This window comes from Dokdonella sp., from assembly GCF_019634815.1.
GTDB lineage: Bacteria > Pseudomonadota > Gammaproteobacteria > Xanthomonadales > Rhodanobacteraceae > Dokdonella_A.
On the sequence record NZ_JAHCAP010000018.1, the window covers coordinates 37,259 to 63,356 of the forward strand.

Here is a 26,098-nt window from a genome sequence, read left to right on the forward strand (position 1 = left end):
GACGAAACCGCGGACGCTGCGGCAGCCTACAATCCGCGCATGAGCCATGCCCGCCTGCCGCTGCGCCTGATCCTGCTCGCCATCCTCGCGATCGCCGCGGTACTCGCCCTCGGTCTCGTGATCGGCACGCTCAACAGCCTGCTCGAATTGATCGAGCGCGTGCGCGCGCTGTCGCCGTGGCTGCGTCTGCCACTGATCGCCTTGGGCGCCCTGCTGATCGGCGCATTCGGCTGGGCCCTTTGGCGTCTGGCCCGACCCGCGCGCACGCCCGCGCGATCGCACGCGCTGGCGCCGGAATCGCGCAGCGAGGTCGACGCGCGCCTACTTGCCCTGCGCGAGCGTCAAGCCGACGTCGGCGCGCTCGAAGCCGAACTGGGCGAACTTGACCGCCGTCGTGCCGTCGGCGACCTCTACATTGCCCTGTTCGGCGAGATTTCCAGTGGCAAGTCGAGCCTGATCCGCGCGCTCGCGCCGCAAGCCGAAGTCGACGTCGACGTGCGTGGCGGCACCACCCGGCTGGTTTCCCATCATCGCGGCAGCCTGCGCAGCGGCCGCAGTCTCGTGCTCGCCGATGTGCCCGGCAGCGGCGAAGTCAATGGTCACTCGCGGGAACAGATTGCGCGCGACGAAGCGCTGCGCGCACACGCCGTACTGTATCTGTGCGACAGCGATCTCAGTCACAGCCAGGCCAGTGAACTCGAATGGCTCGGTGCATTCGGAAAACCCGTCTTGCTCGTGCTCAACAAAACCGATTGGTATGACGATGCGCAACGCGACGCCTTGCTGAAACGCTTCGCCACACGCTGGGCGCAGCGGGTCGAGGCGATCGTCGCGGTGAGCGCGGGCGGCAGCGAGCGCCTCGAACGCCTGCTGCCCGACGGCCGCCGTGAACGCGTCGAACGCGAACGCCCGGCCGAGATCGAACCCTTGTGCGACGCGCTCGAACGCATCGCCGCGCGCGGCGCATCCGCGCTCGAACCCGCACGCGAAGCCGCGGTACTGACCGAAGTAAGTCGCCGCAGCGACCTCGTCGCACGCCAGACCGCTGCCCGTGAAGCCGATGCGAGCATTGCCAAATACACCCGCCGCGCGGTGGTCGGCGCACTTGCTGCGGTCGCTCCGGGTACCGACCTCCTCATTCAGGGCGCGCTCGCCACTGGCCTCGTGCGCGAGCTTGCCCGAATCCACGGCATCGCCGTGCGCGAGATCGACATCGACGCGCTGCTCGCCCGCATCGGTCTCACGATTCGCAGCACCAGCGCGCTGGTGTTGGCGATCACGGGCAATGCACTCAAGGCGTTTCCGGGCCTGGGCACGCTCGGCGGCGGCATGCTGCACGCCATCGCCTACGGCCTGGTCTTCGACAGCCTCGGCCACGCGCTCGCCGCGACTCTGGCTGAACGCGCAACGCTCGACCCGGATGACATCGAAACCCGCCTGCGCGCCCTCCTGAGCACGCCCCCGCGCGAACGCATCGAGCGCATCGCCCGCATCGCGGTGGATGGCGCGCGCGGCGCACTCGCCCGCGAGGATTCGGCTGATTGATCTTCGTTTTACATGTTCGCCGGCTGCTTGTTTGCCGAGCTTTGCGGTCCGCGCCGAGCGGCATTCGTTCTTGTCCGCAACGCCAGCGCGGGCACCGAACACGCAGGTATGGGTTCGTCCCGCATCCCTGCGGCTACGTTGGCTGCGCACCGTGCCCTGATTCGCGATCAGGTTTTCGCCGACCGGGCGGTCATGCGACAACCCACCCACGTCCGTGTGTGTTCGTCCCGCATCCCTGCGGTTGGGAATTTCGGCTGGCGCCGAAAGATTGCGTTGTCCTGATCGTGTTCGCTTGCGCGAGAACCGACTGGCGTCCATGCCTGTTCGTCCCGCATCCTTGCGGTCCGGTGTCTTTCTCTTGCTTGCCCAAGAGAAAGACACCAAAGAGAAGGGCACCCTCGCGGCCCCGGTCACGCGCGCATCGTGCGCGCGTGACAGCGCACTCGCGCTGCGGGGTTTGCCGACAGCCCATCCCTGGTCTGACGGCAAACTCGGCGCGCTCCCTCGCGCCGCCCCTCCGGGCCTGATCTTCGCGCGAGCGCCGGGGCCAAAAGGGGGAAGGAGCCAACAGCGCGAGAACCGCAGCTGCTCCTGCCATTGCTCTTGCTCTTGCTTGTGCACTTGCTTCTGCGCGCAGGAGCGCGCCGCCTTGGCCTTGGGTGCCCATCAGCGGTGGCGGGCGGCGGCCGAAGCGGCCCGCAGGGGGAGCGCGATGGATCGCGCTCATTGCGCCGTCAGCACAGGGATGGGCTGTCGGCGCAACCGGACGCCGCTCGCGCACCTTGCGCGCATTGAGCGCGCAAGGCGGCGCTGCCGGGCTGCCATTTCTTTTGGTTCCTTTTCTTTGGGCAAGCAAAGAAAAGGAACCGGACCGCAGGGATGCGGGACGATCACATAGGGACGTGAACCGGTTTTCGCATGGACAAACCAGAAAACCCGCGCCAAGCCCCGGAAACGCAGCGTTCACCCGCAAGCGCTGGCATGCGCCGGCGATTCTTGCCAAGCTGGCACGCCTGCCGACACCACCCCGCAAGGCCATGACGGTTCGTAGCTGCACCACGATCATTTGCCCTCTTGCCCTTGCGATGGTTGCGCTCGTGGCCGTACCGGCGCGCGCCGCGGATGCGATCTGGCGCTTCGATCCAGCGCATTCGCAAATTTCATTCAGCGTGATGCACCAGAAGTTCTCGAACGCACTCGGGCGCGTGCCGATCAAGTCCGGCAACTTCCGTTTCGATATGGACGACTGGAGCACGGCCCAGGTCGATGTCGTGATCGATCTGGCGAGCGTGGACCTGGGCAATGCGCAACTCGACGAAGCGGCGCGTTCGGCCGCCTTGCTCAACAGCAAGCGATGGCCGACCGCGCGTTACCGCAGCCGCAGCGTCGAGCGCATCGACGCCAGCAACGGCGTGATCCACGGCACGCTCGATTTTCACGGCGTGAGCCAGCCACTGGATGTCGCCTTCAAGCTCAATCATGTCGGCACCGATCCTTATCTGTTCAAGCGCAAGATCGGTTTTTCAGCCACTGCCAGCATCGAGCGCGCAGCATTCGGCATGAACCGCTATGCCGATGTGGTGGGCGCACAAATCAAGCTGCGCATCGAGGTCGAAGGCATCCAGATGCGTGATGCAAGAACGAGGGAGGGCAACGATGAACCTGAAAAGTGACGATGCGCGCTGGGGCAGTGCGGCCAAGTTCTTCCACTGGTCGGTGGTGATCCTGCTGCTGGTGCAGGCGACGGTCGGGCTGGTGATGGTGCAGTTGCCAAAGCGCCCGAGCGTGATTGCGTGGTTCAGCTTCCACAAATCGCTCGGCCTGACGATCCTCCTGCTCGCCCTGCTGCGACTGGCTTGGCGTGCTTTCGATCGCCATCCGCTGCCGCCGCCGGGAATGCCACGCTGGCAGGCGCTGGGCGCCAAGGCCGGCCATGTGCTGCTCTATGGCCTGCTGTTCGCCGTACCGCTGACCGGCTGGCTATTCGATTCGGCCAGCAGCCTGCGCCCGCTTTTCTGGTGGGACCTGATCAAGATGCCGAGTCTCACCGGCGGCGCGAACGCCGATCTCAAGCCAATCGCCCAAACCCTGCACCTGTGGCTGTTCCTGGCTCTCGCGGCAGTCGCTGCTGGCCATGCCGCGGTGGCTCTGGTGCATCATTTCTTCCAGCGCGACGATGTGCTGCGGCGCATGCTGCCGGGCCGCCGCCGTCTTTCCACCCCGAATCAGGAGTCCTCGCCATGAAGCGCATTCTTCTTGCTTGCGTCTTGTTGTTGCCCGCCCTCGCCTTCGCGCGCGACTGGCAGGTCGATGCCGCGCAAAGCACGCTCGGCTTCAAGGCCAGCTATCAGGGCGATGGTTTCAACGGCAGCTTCAAGCACTTCGAGGCGAACATCTCCTTCGATGCCGCCGATCTCGCCTTGGCGAAGTTCGACGTCACGGTCGATCTCGCCAGCGCCGACACCGGCAGCAGCGAGCGGGACGACACGCTCAAGGGCAGCGACTTCTTCGCGGTGGCCAGGTTCCCGCAGGCGCATTTCGCTACCGAGTCGTTCGCCAAGGCTGCCGATGGCAGCATCAGCGCGAACGGCAAGCTCACGATCCGCGACAAGACCGCACCGGTCACGCTCAAGGTCAGGTTCGTCGAGAGCGGCGGTGGCGCCACGCTCGATGTCGACACGGTGCTCAAGCGCGCCGACTATGGCCTGGGCGCGGGCAGCGACTGGGTCGACATCAGTGCCGAGGTGCCGGTACACGGTCATCTGATCTTGCGCGCAAAATAAGTGCCCGGCCTGCGTGACTGGTGGCATCGCCTGCGTACACGCGCAGGCATGCGCGCGCCCGCACCTGTGGCCATTGCAGACGCGCATCAGGATCATGCGACGGCCAGCCTGCGTGCACTGCTCGAAGATGGCTCGATACCTGCGGCGATCCGCAGCGGCCTCAGCAGTGAGTTCGCGCGACTCGAAGCCATGCTCGCCAAGCTCGAGCGCGGCGAGGTACACATTGCGGTGTTCGGTCGCGTCAGCGTGGGCAAGTCGGCGCTGGCCAACGCGCTGCTGGGCAGCGATGCGTTTTCCGTCGGCGTCCTGCACGGCACCACGCGCGAGGCAGGCCAGCGCAGTTGGCGCGAGGTCGCCGGCAATGGCGTGCATCTGATCGACACGCCGGGCATCGACGAACTCGATGGACAGGCGCGTGAGCAACTCGCCTTCGACGTCGCCGGCGTGGCCGATCTGGTGGTGTTCGTCGTCGATGGCGACATGACCCAGCGCGAGCGTGATGCGCTCTCGACACTGGCGCGCACCCATCGGCCGCTGCTGCTCGCACTCAACAAGGCCGATCGCTACGGCGAGGACGAATGCGCCGCCTTGCTCGCGCGTCTGCGCGAACATGCGCGCGGCATGGTGCACGAGGAGGACGTGGTTGCGATCGCCGCGCAGCCGACGCCGCTCAAGCGCGTGCATGTGGATACCAGCGGCGGCGAACGCAGCGAGAGGGTCGAGCGCAAGCCCGACATCGAAACCCTGCGCGCGCGCCTGACCGCGATACTCGAACGCGAAGGCCGCACGCTGGCCGCGCTCAATGCGAGCCTGTTCGCCGGGCGCGTCTCCGATCAGGTCGGCACGCGCATCGCGCAGGCGCGGCAGGAACTGGCCGGCAAGGTGATCCGCCAATACTGCATCGCCAAGGCGGTCGCGGTCGCGCTCAATCCGATCCCGGTCGCCGACCTGCTCGCGGCGGGCGCGCTCGATGCCGCGCTGGTGATGCATCTGGGCCGCGTCTATGGCCTGCCCTTGAGCAAATCCGAGGCGGGCAGCTTGATCGCGGTGATCTCGGCGCAGTTGGTCGCCTTGATGAGCGCAATTTGGGGCGTGCATCTGGTCGCTTCGGCGCTCAAGGGCATGAGCGCGGGCCTGTCCACCCTGGTGACTGCGGGCGCGCAGGGCGCATTGGCCTGGTATGCGACCGAACTGGTCGGCCGCGCAGCGGAGAAATACCTCGTCGCCGGCAAGTCCTGGGGCGAGCTCGGGCCCAAACGCGTGGTCGCCGAGATTGTCGCCAGCCTCGACCGCGACTCGATCCTGCGCGAAGCGCGCAGCGAGATCCTCGCGCGGCTGCGCAGCGTTTCGTGACGAGCCCGCTTGCGCGCCATGTCGGCGCGGCGTAGCGTGGGCACGACGCCTGATCGAGGATGCGATGATGCGTACGCTCGTGTTCATGCTGGCGCTGTGCGCCACGGCGGCGCAGGCGATGGATGGCGACATCGACCCGAGCTTCGGCACCGCCGGCTACATCGTGCAGGCACCGGCCGACGCCAGCCTCGCCCCCTACGGCGTGACGATCCAGGAAGACGGCAAGGTTCTCGCAACCGGCACGCGCTGGGCGTGGAACGATCCGGAGGGTTGGCAAGATCAGGCTGCAGTCTGGCGCTTTCTGGCCGATGGCACCCCCGACCTCAGCTTCGGCATTGGCGGTTTGTCCTTGGTATCGATGGGTGCTGGCGTGATGCCGACACCCACGACGATCATCGCGCAAGCTGATGGGCGCATCGTCATTGCCGGAAATCTCGGCGGTTTCGGCGCGGTACGCCTGCATGCCGATGGCAGTCTCGACACGGATTTCGGCAACAACGGCGTCGTCCATGTCGATTGTGCCAACGCCGATCCTGGACAAGGACTCGCCGCGGCGATTGCGATCGACGCGCAGGGTCGTCTGTTGCTCGCCGGCAGCGGAGATGTCGATCCCGGCCCCGCCATGCGCAGCGTCGGAATCGTCGTTCGCCTGTTGCCCGATGGCGCAGTCGATGCGGAGTTCGGCGTGGGTGGCTGCGTCACCGTGAGCCCGGCAGACACCAACGCGACGGCGACGGCAGGTCTGCGCAGTGTGGCCATCGATGCGGCAGATCGCGTGTATGTCGCCGGCCGCGGCGATCTCGACGGCGTGCAGGGTCTGCTTGCCGCGCGCATCGATGCGACCGGTTCGCTTGACGCGGGCTTCGGCATTGGCGGCATCACGTTTGTCGCAAACACGGCAACGGTCGACATGCGTGGCTCGGGCGCACTGCTGGCCAACGGCCGCTGGATGCTCGGCGGCGTGTGCAACTCGCAATCGCCCATGGTCGCGGCCTGTGTGCTCGCGCTCGATGAACACGGTGTGCCGGACAATGGCTTTGGCAATCAGGGCTGGAGCTCGATCGCCCTGGCCGGCAGCGTGCTGCCTCTCAATTCGCTGGCCTGCCAATCCGATAGCAAGTGCATGTTGCTCACCACGGCGCGCCCCGACGCGGGTCCGTACCGGCAATTCGTAGTCACGCGCTTCACCGCCAGCGGATTGCCAGATCCCGCCTTCGGCGTTTCCGGGCAAGCGCACATCGAAGTGCCGACCGAACGCGACGGCAGTCACATCATCGCGCGCGCGCTGGCATTGCAGAGCGGCCGTCCGATCTTGCTCGGCACGACCGACGGCGTGCCCTCCGTCAACGCCTTCTTTGCGACGCGCCTGCAAGCCGATCTGATCTTCAGCGACACGCTGGACTGAACGGCGCGCTGCCTGCGCTCACGCGCGAGCGAGGAAGGCGATCACTTCCACCGCATCGAACGGCCAGTCGAGCTCGCGGCCGCCGTCATCGTCACGCAAGACCGGCACGCGGGTGCCGTAGCGCTCTTCGAGCACACCGTCCTCATCGATCCAGACCGTCTCGAATTCGGGTGCACGCGCCGCCGCGAGCACCGCCAGTGATTGGTCGCACAACGGACAATCGTCACGCTGGAACAGGATCAGTCTCATCGCTGCGGTTTGCGGTCACGGGTGCGTAGAATAGCCGCTCCTCCACCACGGGTCCGCCGGGCATGGCCGTCAGCGTCTTCGACATCTTCAAGATCGGCATCGGGCCGTCGTCCTCGCATACGGTCGGGCCGATGCGTGCCGCGGCGCGATTCTGTCAGCGCTGGCTCGATGAAGGCGGCCTGCTCGATCGGGTGGTGCGTGTGCGCTGCGAACTGTTCGGCTCGCTCGCGCTCACCGGCCGCGGCCACGGCACCGACAAGGCAGTGCTGTGCGGTCTCGAAGGCGAATGGCCCGACCAGATCGATCCGGACGCGATCCCCGCCCAACTCGAGCGCATCCGCGGCAGCGGCCGCATCCGCCTGCTCGGCCGCCACGAGATCGCCTTCGACGAGAAAACCGATCTGGTGTTCAACAAGCGCCAGAAGCTGCCCTATCACTCCAACGGCATGCGCTTTTCCGCCTACGATGCGCAAGACAACGAGCTAGCCAGCCGCGATTACTACTCGGTCGGCGGCGGTTTCGTCGTCAATCACGACGAGGCTGCGGGCGATCGCATCGTCGCCGACACCACCGAGCTTACCCATCCGTTCCACAGCGGCGATGAACTGCTGGCGATTTGCGCGGCCAGTGGCAAGACCATCGCCCAGGTCATGTTGGACAACGAGACCGCCTGGCGCAGCCGCGATGAAATACGCACGGGTCTGCTGCGCATCTGGCAAGCGATGGCTTCGGGCGTCGCGCGCGGGATTCGCGAGCGCGGCACCCTGCCCGGCGGCCTGCATGTGCGTCGGCGTGCGCCCGAGCTCTACGCCGATCTGCGCGACCGCCCCGAGGCGGCGCTGCGCGACCCGCTCACGATCCTCGACTGGGTCAACCTCTACGCGCTGGCGATCAACGAGGAGAACGCCGCCGGCGGCCGCGTGGTCACCGCGCCGACCAATGGCGCGGCCGGCATCATCCCGGCCGTGCTGCACTATTACGAACGCTTCTGCCCTGGCGCGAGCGAAGACGGCATCATCGAGTTCCTGCTCACCGCCGGCGCAATCGGCATCTTGTACAAGGAAAACGCCTCGATCTCGGGCGCCGAAGTCGGCTGTCAGGGTGAAGTCGGCGTGGCCTGCTCGATGGCCGCGGGCGGACTCGTCGCCGCGCTCGGCGGCAGCGTGCTGCAGGTCGAGATGGCTGCCGAGATCGGCATGGAGCACAACCTCGGCCTCACCTGCGACCCGATCGGCGGCCTCGTGCAGATTCCCTGCATCGAGCGCAACGCGATGGGCTCGATCAAGGCGATCAACGCGCAGCGCATGGCGATGAAGAGCGATGGCAAGCACCACGTCTCGCTCGACAAGGTGATCAAGACCATGCGCGAAACCGGTCGCGACATGAAGGACAAGTACAAGGAAACCAGCCGCGGCGGGCTCGCGGTCAACGTCATCGAGTGCTGAAGCACGTCAGGAACAGCATGCTCTGACGCACCTGCTCGCAAGGGGATGCGACGCCTTGCACACGCGTGCAGCGCCGGATCGCGCGTTGGCTCGTTCGCGGCAGCCGCAAGATGAAAAAAAGGGGCCGGTCTTGCGACCGGCCCCTCGAGGTAATTGGCTGCAGTGCAAGGCGCGCCGCAGCTCAGAATCCGTCACGCATTACTGCGAAACCGGGCCCAGCGTGTCGCCGCCCAGCACGATCGGGCGACCGTTGGCGGTCGTGCCGACCGCACGGATCAGCCAGTTCTTGGTCCAAGCGGCGTTGTAGTTGGTGTTGAGATCAAGATCGATCGCGGGGTCGCTCAGACTCGGCGCAGTCGAGCCATCGCCGACGGCATTGCCCATGTACGAACGGTTCTGGAACGGACCCGCATCCCAGGTCGACGGACGGCCACCGGTATTGGTCGCGAACGGATTGGACAGTGCGATCAGCACTTCCGGACCGTTGACCACCACCGGCGTCGTCAGCGTGATGTCGACGAAGGAATTGGCCGGAGTGCCGATCGTGTAGATCGTCGGCGTACCCACTGCAGTCGCGCCATTGATCGGGTTGGTGTCGTTGTCGTCGTAGATGAAGACGCTGATCTTGTCGCCGGAAGCATTCCAACCGGCAGGGTCGCCGAAGATCGTCTGCACCTTGGTGATCGTGATCGGGAAGTCGGCCGAATTGGGCGTGAAGCGATTGAGCCAGAACAGACCCGGGGCGCAAGTCGCCCAATCGGCGCAACCCAAGCCACCGAAGCTCGTCACCAGCTGGTCGACCTTGAAGGTGCAGGTGTGGCTGGCACAAACCACCGTACCCGGAGGCGGTGGCGCTGTGCCACGCACGGCCGCGGACAAGTGCTGAACCGGCGACAGGCCCGAGCTCTCGGTGAGGTCGATGCGGCCATAGGAGTGTGTCGTAGTCGGTGCGCCGGTCGCGGTTGCGGTGATCGTGACCGAAGCGCTGAAACCGGGCTTGACCGTGATCGAGGCCGGGCTGAAGCTCAGGGTGTAACCCGCCGGATTGACCGCGCTGAAGGTCCAGGTGCCTTGGGCATTGAGACGGTTCTTGAAGGTACGCGTCCAGGTGCAGCTCGAACCGCAGGCACTGTCGCGCACCGACGGCAGGTTGAGTTGCTTCTGGTTGATTGAACCGCCCGAGGGATTGGCAGCGACGAAGCGATCCACCGTCTCATCCATCGTGAGGCCGGCGAGCGCCGCCTTGGTCAGATCGACGCGACCGTTGCCGACGTCGTCGACCGTCCACGGCGTGACGCCATCCTGCTCCAGACCATCGAGCTTGGCGGTGGTCATCAGCGCCGACTTCACTTCCATCGGCGACCACGACGGATGCACGGCACGCACCAGCGCGCCGGCGCCGGCAAGATGCGGCGAGGACATCGAAGTACCGCTCATCAGGCCATAGCTGCCATCGGCGGCCGATTCGGCGGCGAAGATGTTGACGCCGGGGCCGGTGATGTCGGGCTTGGTGAGGTTGTCGTAAGGCGCCTGAGTCGGGCCGCGGAAGCTGAAGCCCGCAAGCACGTCGCCAGTCTGCGGGCCGATCGCCGCACGCTGGTAGTCGGCGGTGCCGAAGCTCGCCGACTCGAAGCCATTGGCAAAGATCACGTCGGCATTGGGCGCCGGCGGCTCGTTGGCATTGACCAGGGCGATCAGGGGATCACCGATGGCCTGCGTGATGCTGAAGGACGCCGCATCGACGGGCGAACCCGTGGTGTCCATGTTGATCGTGCCGGCCTGGTTGTTGGCGACGACGACGAAACGCGCACCGGCGTTGTAGGCGTTGGTGATTTTTTCGGTAAAGCTGCAACTGCCGCGGCGGACGATCGCGACTTCGCTGGCGCCAAAGGTGCCGGCCGGGATGCCACCGGAAGAGGTGCAGGCTTCGATGTTGGCCGCATAGGTGCGCATCGGATGGCCGACGAAGTTGCTGGTGTCAGCCGGCATGAGCGTCGTGCTGCCCGGATTGAGCGGAATACCGATCAGCAGCGGATTGACGGGCGTCGGCCCGGTGACCGTGAGCTGCGGCGAGATCAGCTGATCCTGGGTCGAGGCCGCGACCGTGAGCTGCCAGGGGCCGTTGTTGGCGACCAGTCCAGTCGGGTTGGTGCAGGTCGAGCGCGTATTGCCGGCCGAGGCCGCGATGAAGATGTCGCTGGCTTCCATGTCGAGGAAGGCGAGATTGCTCCAGGGATTGCCGCCGCCGCAGGTCGGGCCGATCGAGTAGTTGACGACGTCGACCTGGTCGATGATCGAATTGGCAAACGCGGCTTCGAGGTAATCGCCGTAGAGTGCGCCATCGGTGTGATCGGCGACACGATAGGAATAGACCTTGGCGCAGGGCGCAACGCCCGACATCGTCACGCCATCGGGAAGCAGCGGTGCAGGCGTCACGGTGTTGTCGATGGTGTTGCCCGCGGCGGTGCTGCCGGTGTGCACACCGTGGCTGCTGGTGTCGGCATTGCCATCGGGACCGTCGCAGACGCCATCGGTGTCGGACGTGCAATCGCGATTGAACAGCTTGGGATTGCTGTCGCTGAAACCGCAGGCCGGGTCATTGGCGAACGACGGGTGGGCGGAATTGGTACCGGTATCGATGATGCCGACCTTGACGCCCTGACCGAGCGTGGCCGAGGAATAAGTCGGAACGGCCGAGCCGTCCCAGATCTTGTCGGCGCCGATGAACTTGGGACCACGGAAGGTATCGGCGTGCTGCACGCCCACGGGCGTGACCGAAGCAACACCCGGCACGGCAGCAATGCGCGCGACTTCGGCAGGCGAAAGCGCGGCCGATACCGCGTTGCGCGTGATGTCGAAGGTGAAGCGGATGTCGAGCGGGCGACCGATCGCATTCTCGACCGCGGTCAGGTGCTGCGCACGCTGCTGCGCGAGGTAGCTGCGGTAGGCGCGCGACGCCGATGAGTTGATTTCGAACTTGCGCGAGCTGTTTGCCGACACGCCGTCGATGTGCGCGGCGGTACGTGCAAGGCCGGCAACGCCTCCGTCATAACGGGCAAGGCCCTGTTCGACGAAAGTGATGAAATAGCGACCGGACGGATTTTCCGCATCCACCACCTGCACCGGCGCGCTGGCCGTGAGTGAGGCGCTGTTTGCAGCATGGATGTCCGACATCCCTGCACCCGCCAAGGCGACGCCGATGGCCGAGGCCAGGATCGTAATGTGAACCGACTTCATGAACGTACCTCGAAACTGAAAGCGCCCTGCAAAGCCGCAGAGCTGGCTGCATGAGTCGACGTCTCGACCCATGTCTCAACCGGGCGGGCTCACCGCCGAACTGTCGATCCCGTGCGCCCCTGTGCGCGGGTGAACTGGCTGAGCCCCAAGGGCGCCAGCATGCATCACGGTCCGTGTGCGGTACGACGCCGACCTTGATACCACGGCCTTCCAAGTCATTCAATCCGTTCGCCGGCGAACGGAACGATCTTCAGCCGCATCAGCGGCCTGGGTATTTGCAAAGCTTTGGATGTTGCGGTGCAGCGTTTCGAGCAGATCGCCATAGCGATGGGCGACCGCGAGATCGCGGCGCAGGGGCTGGCGAACCTGACTGGCGCTCGAGGTGCGCACCGCGCGCGCATTGTCGTGGAAGGCCAGGCACGCCGGGTCGAAGCCCAGACCGCAGGCCGCAAGCAGGTCGCGAATGCGCAGCTCGGGATCGGCCAGCAAGGCCTCGTGGTCGAACCGAAGAATCTTCGCAGGCCATTGCCGCGTCCATGCCGACATGGCGCGCTCGCAATCGCGCCAGAACGCCAGCAACTCGTCGAAATCGAAACTGAAGAACTGCGCCTGCCCGAAATTGTGCTTGTAACAGCTCCACAGCATTTCCAGCGGATCGCGCCGGCAATGCACGATCGTTGCCGCCGGCAGCATGCGTCGGATCGCGCCCACGCATTGCCAGTTGGTCAGGGTCTTGTTGGTGAAACCGGGGCGCTGATCGCGCCAGCTTGCGCAGCGTGCGAGGAAATCCTCGCCCAATCGCGCCCAGTCTGCCGCGCTCGCATCATCCACCCAGGCCGGGAATGGCTTGCCGCGCCGCTGCGACTCCGCATGCAGCACCTGCACCACCTCGTTGCGTTCGCCGCCGCCCTGCACGGATGGATGGCAGGACACGATCTGTTCGGCCAGGGTCGAACCCGAACGCGGCATGCCCACGAAGAAGATCACGCCCTTGCCGCGCGAGACCGATTCATCGACTGCAGGCAGGCGCCCGAATGCGTCGAGGATGCGGTCGATCAGCGCGCTGACCGCAGGAGCATCCCAGCGCAGGCTGCGTCGCTTGGCGGTATTGGCGGCCACGAACAGCCGGTATGCCTGCGCGTAGCGACCTGCGCTCTCGAGAAAGCTGGCGAGCGCGAACTGAAAATCGGCTTGTCTCGCCTCTGGCACATGGCCCGAGGTCTGCAAGGCAAGCAAGGCCTCGAGCTCATCGGCACTTGGGCGGAAGGTCTTGAGATTGGACAGGCCGACCCAGGCCGACACGGATTCGGGATCGTGCTCGAGCACGAAGCGCAATTCCCGCTCGGCCTCGTCGAGCCTGCCGAGCATCTTGAGCGCTTCGGCATGCTGCACGCGCGCCGCCGCATGTCCGGGCTGCAGGGCCAGCACGCGCGCGAAGGCCGCACAGGCCCCGGCGGTGTCTTCGAGCGCATCGCAGGCGTGGCCGAGGTTGTACCAGCCGTCGACGAGCAAAGGATCGAGCAGGACCGCGCGCGCGAACATCGCACGGGCTGCGGGCAGGTCGCCGCTTTGCGCAAGCGCCGCACCGAGCTGGCAGGTGATCAGCGCATCCTCGGGCCAGCTGGCAGCGGCCGCGCGCAAGCTCGCCAGGGCATCGGCCCCCTGCCCCTGGCTCAGCAGCGCCAAGCCACGCAGGCGCAACAGTTCCGGATGCGTGGCCGCAGGTGCAGATCCCCGCGCCAGCGCGGCGAGCGCCGCAGCCCCCGCGCCATGCCCAAGTTCCGCGATCGCCGCGCGCGCGCAGGCGATGTCCGCGGCCGAGAGGCCATCAAGACGATCGGGCTGCAGGGGGCGCTGCGAGAGACTCATGGGCCTGGCGTCAATTGCGGAACGCGATCCGCGAGGGTAATGCCATGTTGATCGAACGGCGCATTGGTCATCGCGCCGGAGACATTTCGGCAGACCGGTCTTGCGGTTCAACCGGGGGTGGCGCGGCAAGGAAAGCTTCGACGGCAGCCAATTCCCGCGTGCGCGACATTGCCGGCAGGCTGGCGAGGAAGATGCGCCCATAGCCGCGCGTGCTCAGCCTCGGATCGCACACCACCAGCACGCCGCGGTCATGCACATCGCGGATCAAGCGGCCAGCGCCCTGGCGCAAGGCGATCACCGCATTGGGCACCTGCCAGTCGTTGAACGGGTTGGCACCCGCCTCGCGCAGGGCATCCAGGCGCGCAACCAGCACCGGATCATCGGGCGCGGCAAACGGCAGCTTGTCGATCACGACGACGCTGAGCGCATCGCCGGCGACGTCGACGCCTTCCCAGAAACTGGCCGCACCAAGCAACACGCCATTGCCCGAGGCGCGAAATCCATCGAGCAGCAGATTGCGCGGCGCACTGCCCTGCACGAACAACGGAAACGCCACCCGCGACGACAGCAATTCGGCCGCGCGACGCAGCGCGCGATGCGAGGTGAACAGCAGGAAGGCGCGGCCCTGCGAGGCTTCGAGCACCGGCACGACTGCATCGAGCAGGCACTCGACGGCGGTGGGCGCCGAGGGATCGGGCAGCTCCGGCGGCAGGTAGAGCAGCGCCTGCCGTGCATAGTCGAACGGACTTTGCACGCACAGCTCGACCGGATCGAACAGGCCGACCTGGCGATTGAAATGATCGAAGCGTCCCGCGATCGCCAGCGTTGCCGAGGTGAAAATCCACGCGGCCTGACTCTGCGCGCGCAATTCGCGCAGCGGCTGGGCGATGTCGAGCGGGGTGGCATGCAAGGCAAAGCCATGTGGCGTGAGCTCGTACCAATGCACCGCATCGCGCGCGGCGCTGTCGGTGAGGTGGTTGAGACGCGCCGCCTGTTCGAGCACGCGCTCGCGCACGCTGTCGAGCCCGCGGCTGCGCGCGGCCTGCTTGTCGAGCGCTTCGGCGAGATCGGCCAGCGACTTGACCAGTTCATGCAACTCGCGCTCGACCTCGGCATCCCGCTCGATCTGCGTGAACGCGCCCCGGGGCGGAAAGCGGTCGAGCGCGAGGCGCAGCCGCTTGAGCGTGGCTTCGAGCGCATCGAGCACGTCGCGCAACATCGCCAGCGCGCCGCTCACGCCGGCGCACTCGCCGCGAGCATCGCTGGCCAACTCGCCCAGCTGACGCGCCGACAGGCTCACCGAGAAGAACTGCCCCGCGAGCTCGGGAATCTGGTGTGCCTCATCGAGGATGAAGGCATGCGCGCCGGGCAGGATTTCGCCGAAGCCTTCCTGCTTGATCGCCAGATCGGCAAACAGCAGATGGTGATTGACGATGACCAGGTCCGCTTCCTGCGCCGCACGGCGCGCTTTGACCACGAAGCAGTCGTTGTACAGCGGGCATTCCGCGCCGAGGCAGTTTTCCGCGGTCGAGGTCACGCGCGGCCACAACGGCGAGTCTTCGGCGACTTCGGCCAGTTCGGCACGATCGCCGCTGGCGGTACGCTTGGACCAGGCATGGATGGCTGCGAGTCTTGCCGCCTCCTCGCGGGTGGCGAAGCGGCCTTCCTTGTGCGCCTGTTCGAGGCGGTGCAGGCACAGGTAATTGGCACGCCCCTTGAGCAGGGCCGCCGACAGCCGAGCGCCCAGCACGCTGCGCACGCGCGGCAGGTCACGGTGAAACAATTGATCTTGCAGGGTCTTGGTGCCGGTGGAAACGATCACGCGTTTGCCCGACATCAGCGCCGGCACCAGATAGGCGAAGGTCTTGCCGGTCCCCGTGCCGGCCTCGGCGACCAGCATCTGGCGCTCGGCAATCGCCTTTTCGACCGCTGCCGCCATCGCCTGTTGCGCGGCGCGTGGCGCGAAGCCGGGCACCTCGCGCGAAAACGGCCCGTCGGCACCGAGCAATTCGGCCGCGCTCAACATCGCATCATCCTGCTGCACGGGAGATCCTGTACGCCGCAGCGCATCGAGGCTACATGCGCACCGGCGCGGCCACGCGGCATTCCTTGAGCCGCAGGCCGGCCTGCTGCGCGGTGGCGGCATCGCCCATGCCGGTGCGCGCCTGCGCCACGGTCTGCCAATTGCGCGCGCACAGGCTGCCCACGCGCGGGCCGAGCTTGAAGCTTTGCAGCGCATTCTTCTCTGCCGCGACGAAATCGCCAAGGGCAATGTCGATTTCGGCACGCGACTGCAGCAGGTCGGGCGCATCGGGTGCGAGCTTGAGCGCCTTCTCGAGCAGCAGCGCCGCGCCCGCGTAGTCGTTGCGTGCTTCGGCCTCACGCGACTGCTGCGCATAGCCATCGATCGCCGCATCGCGCAGTGGCTGTACTTGCACGGCCGAGTCCATGTCGCGGCCGGCATCGCGGATCGCACGCAGCGCGGCCGTGCGATCGAGCGTCGGCGCCTGCTCCGGCGGCGGCGCGCCGGTATGCGCGCAGGCAGACAACAAGGCGGTGAGTCCGAAGGCAACGAGTAGACGTGCGAGCTTCACGGCGACGATCCGATCAAGAGAGCGACAGCGAACGCGCATTGTCGCATGCCCGCCTCACCGGTCGTCACCACCGAAGAATTCGCGCAACTGATCCAGCGGGCAATGCACTTCCTCGGTCGGCGCATAGCCGGCGGCAAACGGCAACACGCGGGCGCCCTTGCAGGCGGCATCGGTGCGCTTGCCTGATGCGGCATCGATGTCGACTTCTTCGAGGCCATCCTGCGGCACCACCAAGGGTGTGGTCGGCAGACGCCTCATCAATTCGATCCACACGCGCAATGCGCCAGTCGAGCCGAACAGCGCGGTCGGCTTGTTGTCATCGCGGCCGAGCCAGGCCACCGCGAGGGTGTCGCCGGTAAAGCCGGCAAACCAGGAATCGCGCTGGGTATCGCTGGTACCGGTCTTGCCGGCTGCATGCAGCCAACCCAGACCCGCATCATTGACCGCATGCGCCGTACCCGCGACCGCGACCTGCTGCATTGCCCAGGTCACGAGGCGTGCCGCCGTGGTGTAGTCGCCGGCGCCGGTCTTGCTGGCGTAGCGCGTGAGCGGTCGGCCTTGCGCATCGAGCACGCCGCGCAGCGCGCGCAGCGGCAGGGCATGGCCGTCAGCGGCCAGATACTGGTAGAGCCGCGCGACATCGAAAGGACTGAGGTCAATCGCGCCAAGCAACATCGACGGATTGGGATTGATCGCGCGCTTGAGGCCAAAGGATTCGAGGAAACCGCGCACCCGCTCGACGCCGATGCGCTGGCCGAGATTGATCGTGGCGAGGTTCCAGCTGTGGATCAGGGCGTCGGCGAGCAGCACCTGGCCATGCGACTGACGATCATCATTCTGCGGCCGCCAGCGACCACCGCCGGGCTGGGGCAGGTCGATCGGATTGTCATCAAGCAGGGTTGCCAGCGAATAGCGCTGCGGCTGCGCCAGCGCGACCAGGCTCACGAATGGCTTGACCAGCGATCCGATCGGGCGCAAGGCATCGAGCGCGCGGTTGAAGCCCGGCGCGTCGACATCCCGACTGCCGATCATTGCGCGCACTTCGCCATCGTGCGCGCCGGTGACCACCAGGGCGGATTCGATATCCTCGGCGCGCTTGCCCAGCCCGGCCAGCGCGCTGTCGATCGCAGCCTCACCGAAGGCCTGCACCGAAGGTGCCAAGGTGGTGTGAATGGCGAGGCCAGCGCCATTGAGCGCGTCGGCGGCGTAATCCTGGGTGAGCTGGCGGCGCACGAGCTCGAGAAAGGCAGGATAGCGATCACGCGGCAAGGCCGCATGCGCCGCCGTACCCAGTGGCTGCTTGCTGGCGCTGGCGAAACTTGCGGCGTCGATCAAACCGGTGTCACGAAACACACCGAGCACGAGATTGCGCCGTGCCAGCGCGCCCTGCGGATTGCGCCGCGGGTCGTACAGGCTCGGTCCCTGCACGAGACCGACGAGCAAGGCAATGTCGGCAGCACCCAGGGTGCGCAGCTCGCGGCCGAAGTAGAACTCGCTCGCGGCGGCAAAACCATGCACGGCCTGCGCGCCTTGCTGCCCGAGGAACACTTCGTTGACATAGGCCTCGAGAATGCGGCGCTTGTCGTAGCGCGCCTCGATGATGAGGGCAATCAGGGCCTCGTTGGCCTTGCGCGTATAGCGCTGACCATTGTCGAGGAACAGGTTCTTGACCAGCTGCTGGGTCAGGGTCGAACCGCCCTGCACCACGCGTCCGGCGACCAAGTTGATCCACGCCGCGCGCGCTATCGCTGCGACATTGACGCCATGATGGTGCTTGAACTCGCGGTCCTCGACCGCTTGCAAACCGGCCACCAGCAGCGGCGGGACTTCGCCGAGCGCAACCACCCGGCGATCTTCCTGCGACTGCCCATACAACGTGGCGATGCGCGCCGGATCGATGCGCACCCGCTCCAGCGGCGCAGCGCTGTCGGCATCGGTCAGCGCCGCCACACGCCCCTTGTCCAAGCTTACCGAGATGCGTCGTGCACGCTCGCGGCCGTCGAGATAGATGAACTCACGCCGCGAGATCGTGAATCGATCACCCTCGCGGTGCCAGGTGCCCGGCGTACGTGCAGCAGCGTCCTCGTCGTAGCGCGCCGCCGCCAGCTCGCTCAGCAGCGCATTCGCATTCAGTGGCTGACCGCGCGCGAGCTCCAGCGGCCGCGCGTAGACGCGACTGGGAAATTGCCACGACAGGTCGTCGAAGCGACTGCGCACCGCAGCGTCGAGCAGCCACACATAGGGCACGAGAAAGCCGATCGCAGCACCCAGTGCCAGCCAGAATGGAATGCGCAACAGGCGCCACGCGACGCAAATCCAGCCCCAGATGCGCGAGAAAAATGCCAAACCGGTATCCACTTGCCAGACAAGGACGCGGCGCAGTGTAACGTGTGGGCGCATGCGCGCCGCCCGGGCGCGGCGATCGGTGATAATCGCGCTTTGCCCCGACCCGCCACCCGCCGCGCATGCCTGCCGCTTCAGACCCAAGCCGCACCACCCAAGGCATTCCGCGCCGCCCGCTGCGCGTATGCCTGCATGGCGCGGCGCTGACACCGCAGCAGCGCGAACATCTGCGTGCGCGCCTGCCCGCGGCCGCGCGGGTCGTGGTGGTCGGCGATCGCGTCGGCGACTGGCCCGATGCGCAGCACCTCGCCCTCGCCGCCGATACCGATCCACTGGCGCTGCTCGCAGCCGCCGCGTCGCGTTTCCCGGGCGAGGACCTGGTGCTGCTGCATGCCGATCTGCTGCTGCCGGAGTGGGCGATCGAACGCCTGCTCAAGGTGCTCGATCTGCCGCAGGTACTGGGTGCCTTTCCGCTCGATCGCACGCCCTTGCGCAATCCGCTGCCATCCTGTGCCGCAGGTGCCGATGCGCTGCGCATCGATGCGACATGCTTTGCGTGGTCGCGCCGAGCGGCATTCGATGACCGCAGCTATCCCGCCGACCTGCCTGCCCTGTCGGCCTGGCATGGCCCGCGCCTGCAGGCATTGGGCGCAGCGGCCCTGCGCCAACGCGACATGCTCGACGCGGCGGGCCTGCGTGTCGTCGTGCTCGATCACCTCTACATCGACGCCGGCACCGAGGCAACGAGAAACACCAGCGCGAGCGATCCGCGCGATCCGCTGCCGCCGTCACCACTGGCAGCGCTGCACGCGCCGTTGGCCCGGGCCCTCGCGGCCGCCGGCACGCCCCCCTTGGCCGCCCTCGACCACCGGCCGGTACTGCTGCACATCCTGCATGGCTGGGGCGGTGGCGCGCAGCGCTGGGTCAGCGACTACGCCCATGCCGACCACAGCGCCCATCATCTGGTGCTGATTGCGCGCGGCAGCGCGGCGCGGCGCACGCATGGCGAATGGCTGGAACTGCGCGATGCGCGTCTGGATATGCCACCGCTGCGGCGTTGGCCCTTGCCGCGTCCGATTGCCGACAGCGCGGTCGGTGACGCCTGCTATCGCATGTTGTTGCGCGAGGTGATCGCGGATCATGGCGTCGATGCGATCATCGTCTCCTCGCTGATCGGCCACAGCCTCGACGCGCTGCGCAGCGGACTGACGACGCTGTGCGTGGTTCACGATCACTATCCCCTGTGGCCACGGCTGCATCATGATTTCGGCGATCCCGCACTCGCTTTCGACTCCGCGCAACGCGCGCGCGAACTGCGCGGACCCGACGACGAAGCGATGTTCGCCAATCGCGATCCCGCCCATTGGCAGGCCTTGCGCGACACTTTCGTCGCCGACCTGCGCGCGGCCCGCGCAAGCCTGCTCGCACCCAGCCGCTCGGCGCTCGCCAACCAATTGCGCCTCGCGCCGGAACTGGCCTCCCTGCCATCGCAGGTGATCGGTCACGGCATCGCGCCGTGGCCCGCGGGCACGCAAGCACTGCCCGCGCCACCGAAACGAGGCAAGCTGCGCCTGGTGATGATCGGCCGCGTGCGCGCGGGCAAGGGACTGCGCCTGCTCAATGCGGCATGGCCGCGCTTGCGCGAGCACGCCGAACTGTTCCTGCTCGGTGCCGGCGCCGATGCGCACGAGCTGTTCGGCCTGGCCGACCTGCATGTGCTGCTCGACTATCGCCGCGACGAGCTGCCCGCCCTGCTCGCGCGCCTGCAAGCCGACGCCGCGCTGTTGCTGCCGACCGTCGCCGAAACCTTCAGCTACACGCTCTCGGAACTGCGCAGCTTGGGTGTGCCGGTGATCGCGACGCGGGTCGGCGCGCTGGCTGAGCGCATCGACGATGGCGTCGATGGTTTTCTGGTTGCAGCGGATGCCGATGCGCTGGTCGCGCGGATCATTGCACTTGCTGCCGATCGCGACGCGCTTGCGCGCGTGCGCAGCCGACTGGCCAGCCTGGATGAGCCCACGTCCGCCGAGCGCGCGCGCGCGTACGGCGCGCTGCTTGCATTGGACGAGCGCGAAGCCCTGCGCTACCCGCTGATCGATCTCGATCCGGCCCAACTCGAAGCAGCGGACAGCGCCAGCGAGCTCGCTCAGGCACAGGCGGCTCGGCGCGATGTATCCACGCTGCTGACGGCGGCGCAAGCAGAAGGCGCCAGACGCGGGGACTGGGGCCACGCGCTGGCCCGCGAGCTGCGCGACACGCAATCCACGCTTGAAGATCGCACACGCTGGGCGCTCGGGCTCGATGCCCAATTGCAGGACATCAAGCCACGCTACGAACAAATGCTCGCCAGCGACTCCTGGCGCATCACCGCGCCGCTGCGCAGGGCCAAGTCGCGGCTGCGCAACCTGCGCGCCACGCTGGCCTTTCGCAGCAAGAGCCTGCGCGCGCTCCTCGCCCGCACGCGCGGCAGCCTCGCCCAGCGCGGCCTCGCCGGCACGCTCGCACGCATCGGCCAGGAACTGCGCCAGCGCGGTGGCGGCCCCAAGGTCGCGCTCGCTGCCCTGCCACACGATGACGGCATGCCCTTCGCCGTGCCGGGCAGCGAACAGCCGCGCGTGTCGATCGTGATTCCGGTCTACAACAAGATCGAATACACGATTGCCTGCCTGCGTTCCCTTGCCGCGCATGCGGGCGCGGTGGCCTTCGAGGTGATCGTCGTCGATGACAGCTCCAGCGACACCACGCCGCAGCGCCTGGCGAGTGTCGAGGGCATCCGCGTGCAGCGCAACGCCGCCAATCTCGGCTTCATCGGCTCCTGCAATGCCGGCGCCGCATCGGCGCGCGGCGAGTACGTGCTGTTCCTCAACAACGACACCGTGGTCACCGCCGGCTGGCTCGAATCCCTCGTGGCCTGCTTCGAATCCGCGCCGGATGCGGGCCTGGTCGGCGCGCGGCTGGTCTATCCCGATGGCCGACTGCAGGAAGCCGGCGGCATCGTCTTCAGCGACGCCTCGGGCTGGAACTACGGTCGCTTCGAGGATCCCGCCGATCCGCGCTACGGCTTCCGCCGCGAGGTGGACTACTGCTCGGGCGCGGCGATCCTGCTGCGCCGCGACCTGTTCACGCGGCTGGGCGGATTCGATACGCGCTATGCACCGGCCTATTACGAAGACACCGACCTCGCCTTCGCGGTGCGCGCCGCCGGCCTCAAGGTCTACGTCGAACCGGCATCGACCGTGATCCATTTCGAAGGCATCACTTCGGGCACCGACACCAGCAGCGGCACCAAGCGCTACCAGGTCATCAACCGCGACAAGTTCGCCGACAAGTGGCGCGATGCCCTCGCACGGCAACCCGCGCCGGGCACACCGATCGGCCTCGCCGCGACGCATCGCACGCGCCATCGCGTACTCATCGTCGACGCCACCACGCCAATGCCGGATCACGATTCGGGATCGCTGCGCATGGTCAACCTCATGCGCGTACTCGGCGATCTCGGCTGCCGGGTGAGCTTCCTGTCGGAGAACCGCCTGCATGTCGATCGCTACACGCCGGCGCTGCAGGCGCTGGGCGTGGAAGCGCTGTACGCACCCTTCGTGCAGGATCCGGTCAAGTTCCTGCGCGAACGCGGTGCCGAATTCGATCTGGTGATCCTCTCGCGTCACTATGTCGCCGCCCCACTCGCGGGCCTGGTGCGCCTGTATGCACCCAAGGCGCGACTGGTGTTCGACACCGTGGATCTGCATTACCTGCGCGAGCAGCGTGCCGCCGAGCTGTCCGGCGATGCTGCGCTTGCGCGCACCGCCGCGGCCACGCGCACGCAGGAACTCAAACTGATCCGCGACAGCGACATCACCCTCGTGGTCAGCCCGGTCGAGCAGGAACTGCTGGCCCGCGATGCGCCCGGCGCGCGCGTCGAGGTGCTCTCCAACGTGCACGAGGTGCACGGCTGCAAGCAAGGCTTCGGCGCGCGCAAGGATCTGGTCTTCGTCGGCGGCTTCCAGCATCCGCCCAACGTCGATGCGGTGGAATGGTTCGCGCGTGAAGTGTTCGACACGATTCGCACGCAACTGCCCGAGGTCCGTTTCCACGTGATCGGCAGCCGCGTACCTGCATCGATTCGCGCGCTCGCCGACGATCGGGTCATCGTGCATGGTTTCGTCGAGGACATCATGCCGTTCATGGACGGCTGCCGGATTTCGGTCGCGCCGCTGCGTTACGGTGCCGGCGTCAAGGGCAAGGTCAACATGGCAATGAGCTGCGGCCTGCCGGTGGTGGCGACGCCGATCGCGGTCGAAGGCATGCATGTGCGCATCGGCGAGGACGTGCTGGTGGCCGAGTCGGCCAGCGCGTTCGCCGGCGAAATCCTGCGCCTGTATCACGACGCAGCACTGTGGGACACCTTGTCGCGCAATGGCCTGGCCAACGTCGAGCATCACTTCTCGTTTGCCGCGGCACGCGCCGCGGTCGAACGCCTGTTCACGGATTCGCACCAGAGCCGCACATGATTGACCTGCTCGCAATCGCCGTCGGCGTGTTTGCCTTTCTCGTCATCCTCATCCTGCGCAGCTGGATGTCGGTACGAGTGCCGCACTTTCGCTGGCGAGTGGCACCCGTCAGCGCGCCGCCTGCAGCCTTCGCCGACTTGCACGCGACCGCCGAAGGCGAGCTGGGCGAGCTGGGCTTCCGCCACCTGGCCTGGCTGCTGCTCGAGGATCAGCAAGGCCAATTCCTGCCGGCGATCGCGCGCGTGATGATCGACGCGCAGGGCGAAACCCTGGCTCATCTGCAGCCGCCGGTGGATCTGACCAAGCCCAATCATCTGGTGACGACCTTGAGCAGTCGGCTCGCCGATGGTCGCTGGCATTCGAGCCTCAACGAAAGCTCCGCCGACGAGTTCTTCAGCACGCCGCGCTCGCCACGCCGCAGCTTCAACGTCGACAATCTGCCAGCCCTGCTCGAAGCACACCGCGCATGGTGTGCGAGTGAAGGCGGCGCAACGCGAATCACCGACATCCGTCCTGCGGCGATCGCCAGCGGGCTTTGTGCACGCATCGATGCCTTTCTCGAGGATCTCGAGCGCACTGGCATGAGTTACCGCGCGCACGATGGCAGCCGGCGCATGCGCCTGTCGCGCATGCTCAAGCTGTTCCTGTATTTGCTGCGCGCACCCAAGCGCGCGCCCGACACCGCGCCGGTGCCGCCGGCGCGGCAACTGGCCCTGCTGGCGCTGATGGAGCGCCAGCACGAGCGCGCACCGACGACGGCCATGCAGTTCGTGCTGCTGGCACTGACCACGGCCTTGTTTGCCTTGTTTGGTGCCGTGTTCTGGAATGTTGAGGCGGCCTTGATGCTCGCACTCGCGCTGATCGTGCACGAAGGCGGGCATTACCTGGCGATGCGCGCGTTCGGTTATCGGCACGTGCAGATGGTGCTGCTACCCCTGCTCGGCGGCGTGACCACCGGTCAAGAGCAGGACCCCAATGGCAGGCATCGCGCCCTGGTGAGTCTGGCCGGGCCGCTGCCCGGTATCGTCATCGGATGGGGTTTGCTCATCGTCGCGCTCGGCGTCGCTCCCGGCGGCCTTCTGCTCTGGTCGGCGATCATGTTTCTCGCCCTCAACTACCTCAATCTGTTGCCGGTTCCGCCACTGGATGGCGGCCATTTCGTGCAGGCGTTGTGGCCGCGCGGTTGGGAGCGCGTGCAGATCGTGTTCGTCGGTGTGCTCGTCCTGCTGGGTGTAGTGCTGGCATGGGTGCTGGAGTTCTGGTTGTTGTTGGTCCTGATCGGTGTGCAGCTCATGCTCATGCGTGGCCACTGGCGCGACGCCCGTGTGCTGCGCAGCCTGCGGGCAGCGCCTGATCTGGCCGCACTCGGCAAGCACGCACTCGATGCACGCTTGCTCGCGGCAATCGATGCCGATCAGCCCACGGCCAACCTCAATGCCCGCCTCACCCGCGTGCTGCGCCTGCGCAGCCTGCTGCAGTTGCAACCGCCGCGGCCACTCGCGCGCATCGCCCTGCTCGCGCTTTATCTTGCCTGTTTTGCGCTGCCGCTCGCTTCTGCGCCAATTCGCAACATGACCACAGCCACTGCATCGATCCTGTTGCAGTCGCTGCAACCGGACGAACCCGATCCCGAGCTCGAACAGCGGATCCAGGCCCAAGCAGCGCGCTTCGAAGCGCAGCGCAAGGCGTCGCTGCAGTTGCCGGTTCCGACCTTGCTCGATGGCATCGCACAGGCGATGAGAACCACCAACCCGAGGCTCAAGGTCGACGACCTGCCAGCGGCCGACGACACGGCGCTTGCCGCCGCCGCGCAGCGACTGGGCCAAGCCCTGCCACCCGACTACGCGGTGATCGCGCGCTGGCCACAGCGTGCCCTGCTTGGTCTGCGCGAACCGGCAGATCTCGCGCAAGCCGATGCGACTCATGCCCAAATGCTCGACGATCTCACCGAAAAGGGTACGCAGACGCTGTTCGCTATCGACGCCGACGACAACGTGCATGAGCTCACGAGCGCGCAGCTCGCGCGCATGCTGGTGCTCGCCAGCTCGGAGGAGCAGACCCTCCTGCTCTACGACAATGCGGCCGATCCTTGCTGCCGCGTGCTCGAACTCGGCGAAGATGCGAACAGCGTGTGGCCCGACCTGCATGCATGGCTCGCCGCGCGCCACGCGCAGGAACTGTCGTGGGCGGATGCCGCGCGCCGCATGGAGGCCGCACGCAACGCCGTGATCGAGCGGGATGCGGCGCTCGACCTGCCGGCGTTGGCGCAGCGGCTGCGCAGCTGCTGCACGAAGATGTGGCCCGATGTCGATGCCCAGGCGCGCACACCGGCGCAGATCGACGCCGTGGCGCAGCGGCTGGGCGAGCTGCCAGCCGACTATCGCGCCCTGCTCGCGCTGAGCAATGGCCTGCCCGGCGCGAACCTTTCGCCACTGGATGAAGTCGCCGCACTCGATGCCGAGGCCCAAGCGCGACTGCTCGAGGAAATCCCGTGGCCGCGCATCGCCGATGACGGCAGCGAACAGGGTGAATTCACCGCGGCGCAGGCTGCCGCGGGCGCACTCGTCATTGGCGCATGGCGCTGGTCACCCAAGCAGACCGCAGCAACACGCGCCACGATCCTGCTCGTGCACCTCGCCGACGGCACGCCGCTTTACCTCGATCGCGCCGGGCATCGCGCGCACGAAAGCCTGCGCCGCCTGCTGCTTGAGGCGCACGCGCAACGCGCCGCCGCGCAAGATGCGTACTGAGTCGGCTTCAAGGTGAT

General features: G+C 66.9%; 15 protein-coding genes. 9 read left to right on the forward strand and 6 right to left on the reverse strand.

Annotated features, from left to right (window positions below; all coding sequences use genetic code 11):
* Positions 1–39 precede the first annotated feature (39 nt).
* From KF759_RS09980 to KF759_RS10005, 6 genes are all read left to right on the forward strand, one after another.
* Positions 40–1,545: a GTPase gene (locus tag KF759_RS09980; protein WP_291225031.1), complete on the forward strand. Its 1,506-nt coding sequence runs from the start codon at positions 40–42 to the stop codon at positions 1,543–1,545.
* Positions 1,546–2,582: 1,037 nt separating this feature from the next.
* Positions 2,583–3,218 carry a YceI family protein gene (locus KF759_RS09985; protein ID WP_291225033.1) on the forward strand — a complete coding sequence of 212 codons (636 nt, stop codon included), beginning with the start codon at positions 2,583–2,585 and terminating at the stop codon, positions 3,216–3,218.
* Complete coding sequence (locus tag KF759_RS09990; RefSeq protein WP_291225035.1) at positions 3,202–3,789, forward strand: cytochrome b/b6 domain-containing protein; 588 nt, start codon at positions 3,202–3,204, stop codon at positions 3,787–3,789. Before KF759_RS09985 ends, KF759_RS09990 begins: the two co-directional genes overlap by 17 nt.
* Positions 3,786–4,328, forward strand: a complete 543-nt coding sequence (locus KF759_RS09995) for a YceI family protein (RefSeq protein ID WP_291225037.1) — start codon at positions 3,786–3,788, stop codon at positions 4,326–4,328. The genes KF759_RS09990 and KF759_RS09995 overlap by 4 nt, the downstream gene beginning before the upstream one ends.
* Positions 4,329–4,376: 48 nt before the next feature.
* Positions 4,377–5,681 carry a GTP-binding protein gene (locus KF759_RS10000; RefSeq protein WP_291225039.1) on the forward strand — a complete coding sequence of 435 codons (1,305 nt, stop codon included), beginning with the start codon at positions 4,377–4,379 and terminating at the stop codon, positions 5,679–5,681.
* 67 nt (positions 5,682–5,748) lie between these two features.
* Complete coding sequence (locus tag KF759_RS10005) at positions 5,749–7,086, forward strand: hypothetical protein (RefSeq protein WP_291225040.1); 1,338 nt, start codon at positions 5,749–5,751, stop codon at positions 7,084–7,086.
* An 18-nt stretch (positions 7,087–7,104) separates the two neighbouring features.
* On the opposite strand, the gene KF759_RS10010 is transcribed toward KF759_RS10005, so the two are convergent.
* Positions 7,105–7,335 carry a glutaredoxin family protein gene (locus KF759_RS10010; protein ID WP_291225042.1) on the reverse strand — a complete coding sequence of 77 codons (231 nt, stop codon included), beginning with the start codon at positions 7,333–7,335 and terminating at the stop codon, positions 7,105–7,107.
* A 62-nt stretch (positions 7,336–7,397) separates the two neighbouring features.
* Here KF759_RS10010 and KF759_RS10015 point away from each other — a divergent pair, with 62 nt between their 5' ends.
* A complete protein-coding gene (locus KF759_RS10015; protein ID WP_291225043.1) occupies positions 7,398–8,780 on the forward strand; it encodes an L-serine ammonia-lyase in 1,383 nt (460 codons plus the stop codon).
* A gap of 198 nt (positions 8,781–8,978) precedes the next feature.
* Here KF759_RS10015 and KF759_RS10020 read toward each other — a convergent pair whose 3' ends face one another.
* The 5 genes from KF759_RS10020 to mrcB all read right to left on the reverse strand — a co-directional run bounded on the left by KF759_RS10020 (position 8,979) and on the right by mrcB (position 18,880).
* Positions 8,979–12,017 (reverse strand): S8 family serine peptidase, encoded by a 3,039-nt coding sequence (locus KF759_RS10020; protein ID WP_291225045.1) that lies wholly within the window; start codon positions 12,015–12,017, stop codon positions 8,979–8,981.
* Positions 12,018–12,236: 219 nt separating this feature from the next.
* Complete coding sequence (locus tag KF759_RS10025; RefSeq protein ID WP_291225047.1) at positions 12,237–13,886, reverse strand: tetratricopeptide repeat-containing sulfotransferase family protein; 1,650 nt, start codon at positions 13,884–13,886, stop codon at positions 12,237–12,239.
* A gap of 67 nt (positions 13,887–13,953) precedes the next feature.
* Positions 13,954–15,912: an ATP-dependent DNA helicase gene (locus KF759_RS10030; protein ID WP_291225049.1), complete on the reverse strand. Its 1,959-nt coding sequence runs from the start codon at positions 15,910–15,912 to the stop codon at positions 13,954–13,956.
* A 49-nt stretch (positions 15,913–15,961) separates the two neighbouring features.
* Positions 15,962–16,480 carry a tetratricopeptide repeat protein gene (locus KF759_RS10035; protein ID WP_291225051.1) on the reverse strand — a complete coding sequence of 173 codons (519 nt, stop codon included), beginning with the start codon at positions 16,478–16,480 and terminating at the stop codon, positions 15,962–15,964.
* A 54-nt stretch (positions 16,481–16,534) separates the two neighbouring features.
* The gene (gene mrcB, locus KF759_RS10040; RefSeq protein ID WP_291225053.1) at positions 16,535–18,880 is read right to left on the reverse strand and encodes a penicillin-binding protein 1B; all 2,346 of its coding nucleotides are present in this window, start codon (positions 18,878–18,880) and stop codon (positions 16,535–16,537) included.
* Between the two features lie 65 nt (positions 18,881–18,945).
* Here mrcB and KF759_RS10045 point away from each other — a divergent pair, with 65 nt between their 5' ends.
* Both KF759_RS10045 and KF759_RS10050 read left to right on the forward strand, forming a co-directional pair.
* Positions 18,946–23,331, forward strand: coding sequence for a glycosyltransferase (locus KF759_RS10045; RefSeq protein ID WP_291225054.1), 4,386 nt, complete (start codon positions 18,946–18,948; stop codon positions 23,329–23,331).
* On the forward strand, positions 23,328–26,081 hold the full coding sequence (locus tag KF759_RS10050) for a M50 family metallopeptidase (protein WP_291225056.1): 2,754 nt from the start codon (positions 23,328–23,330) through the stop codon (positions 26,079–26,081). Before KF759_RS10045 ends, KF759_RS10050 begins: the two co-directional genes overlap by 4 nt.
* The last annotated feature ends 17 nt before the right edge of the window (positions 26,082–26,098 follow it).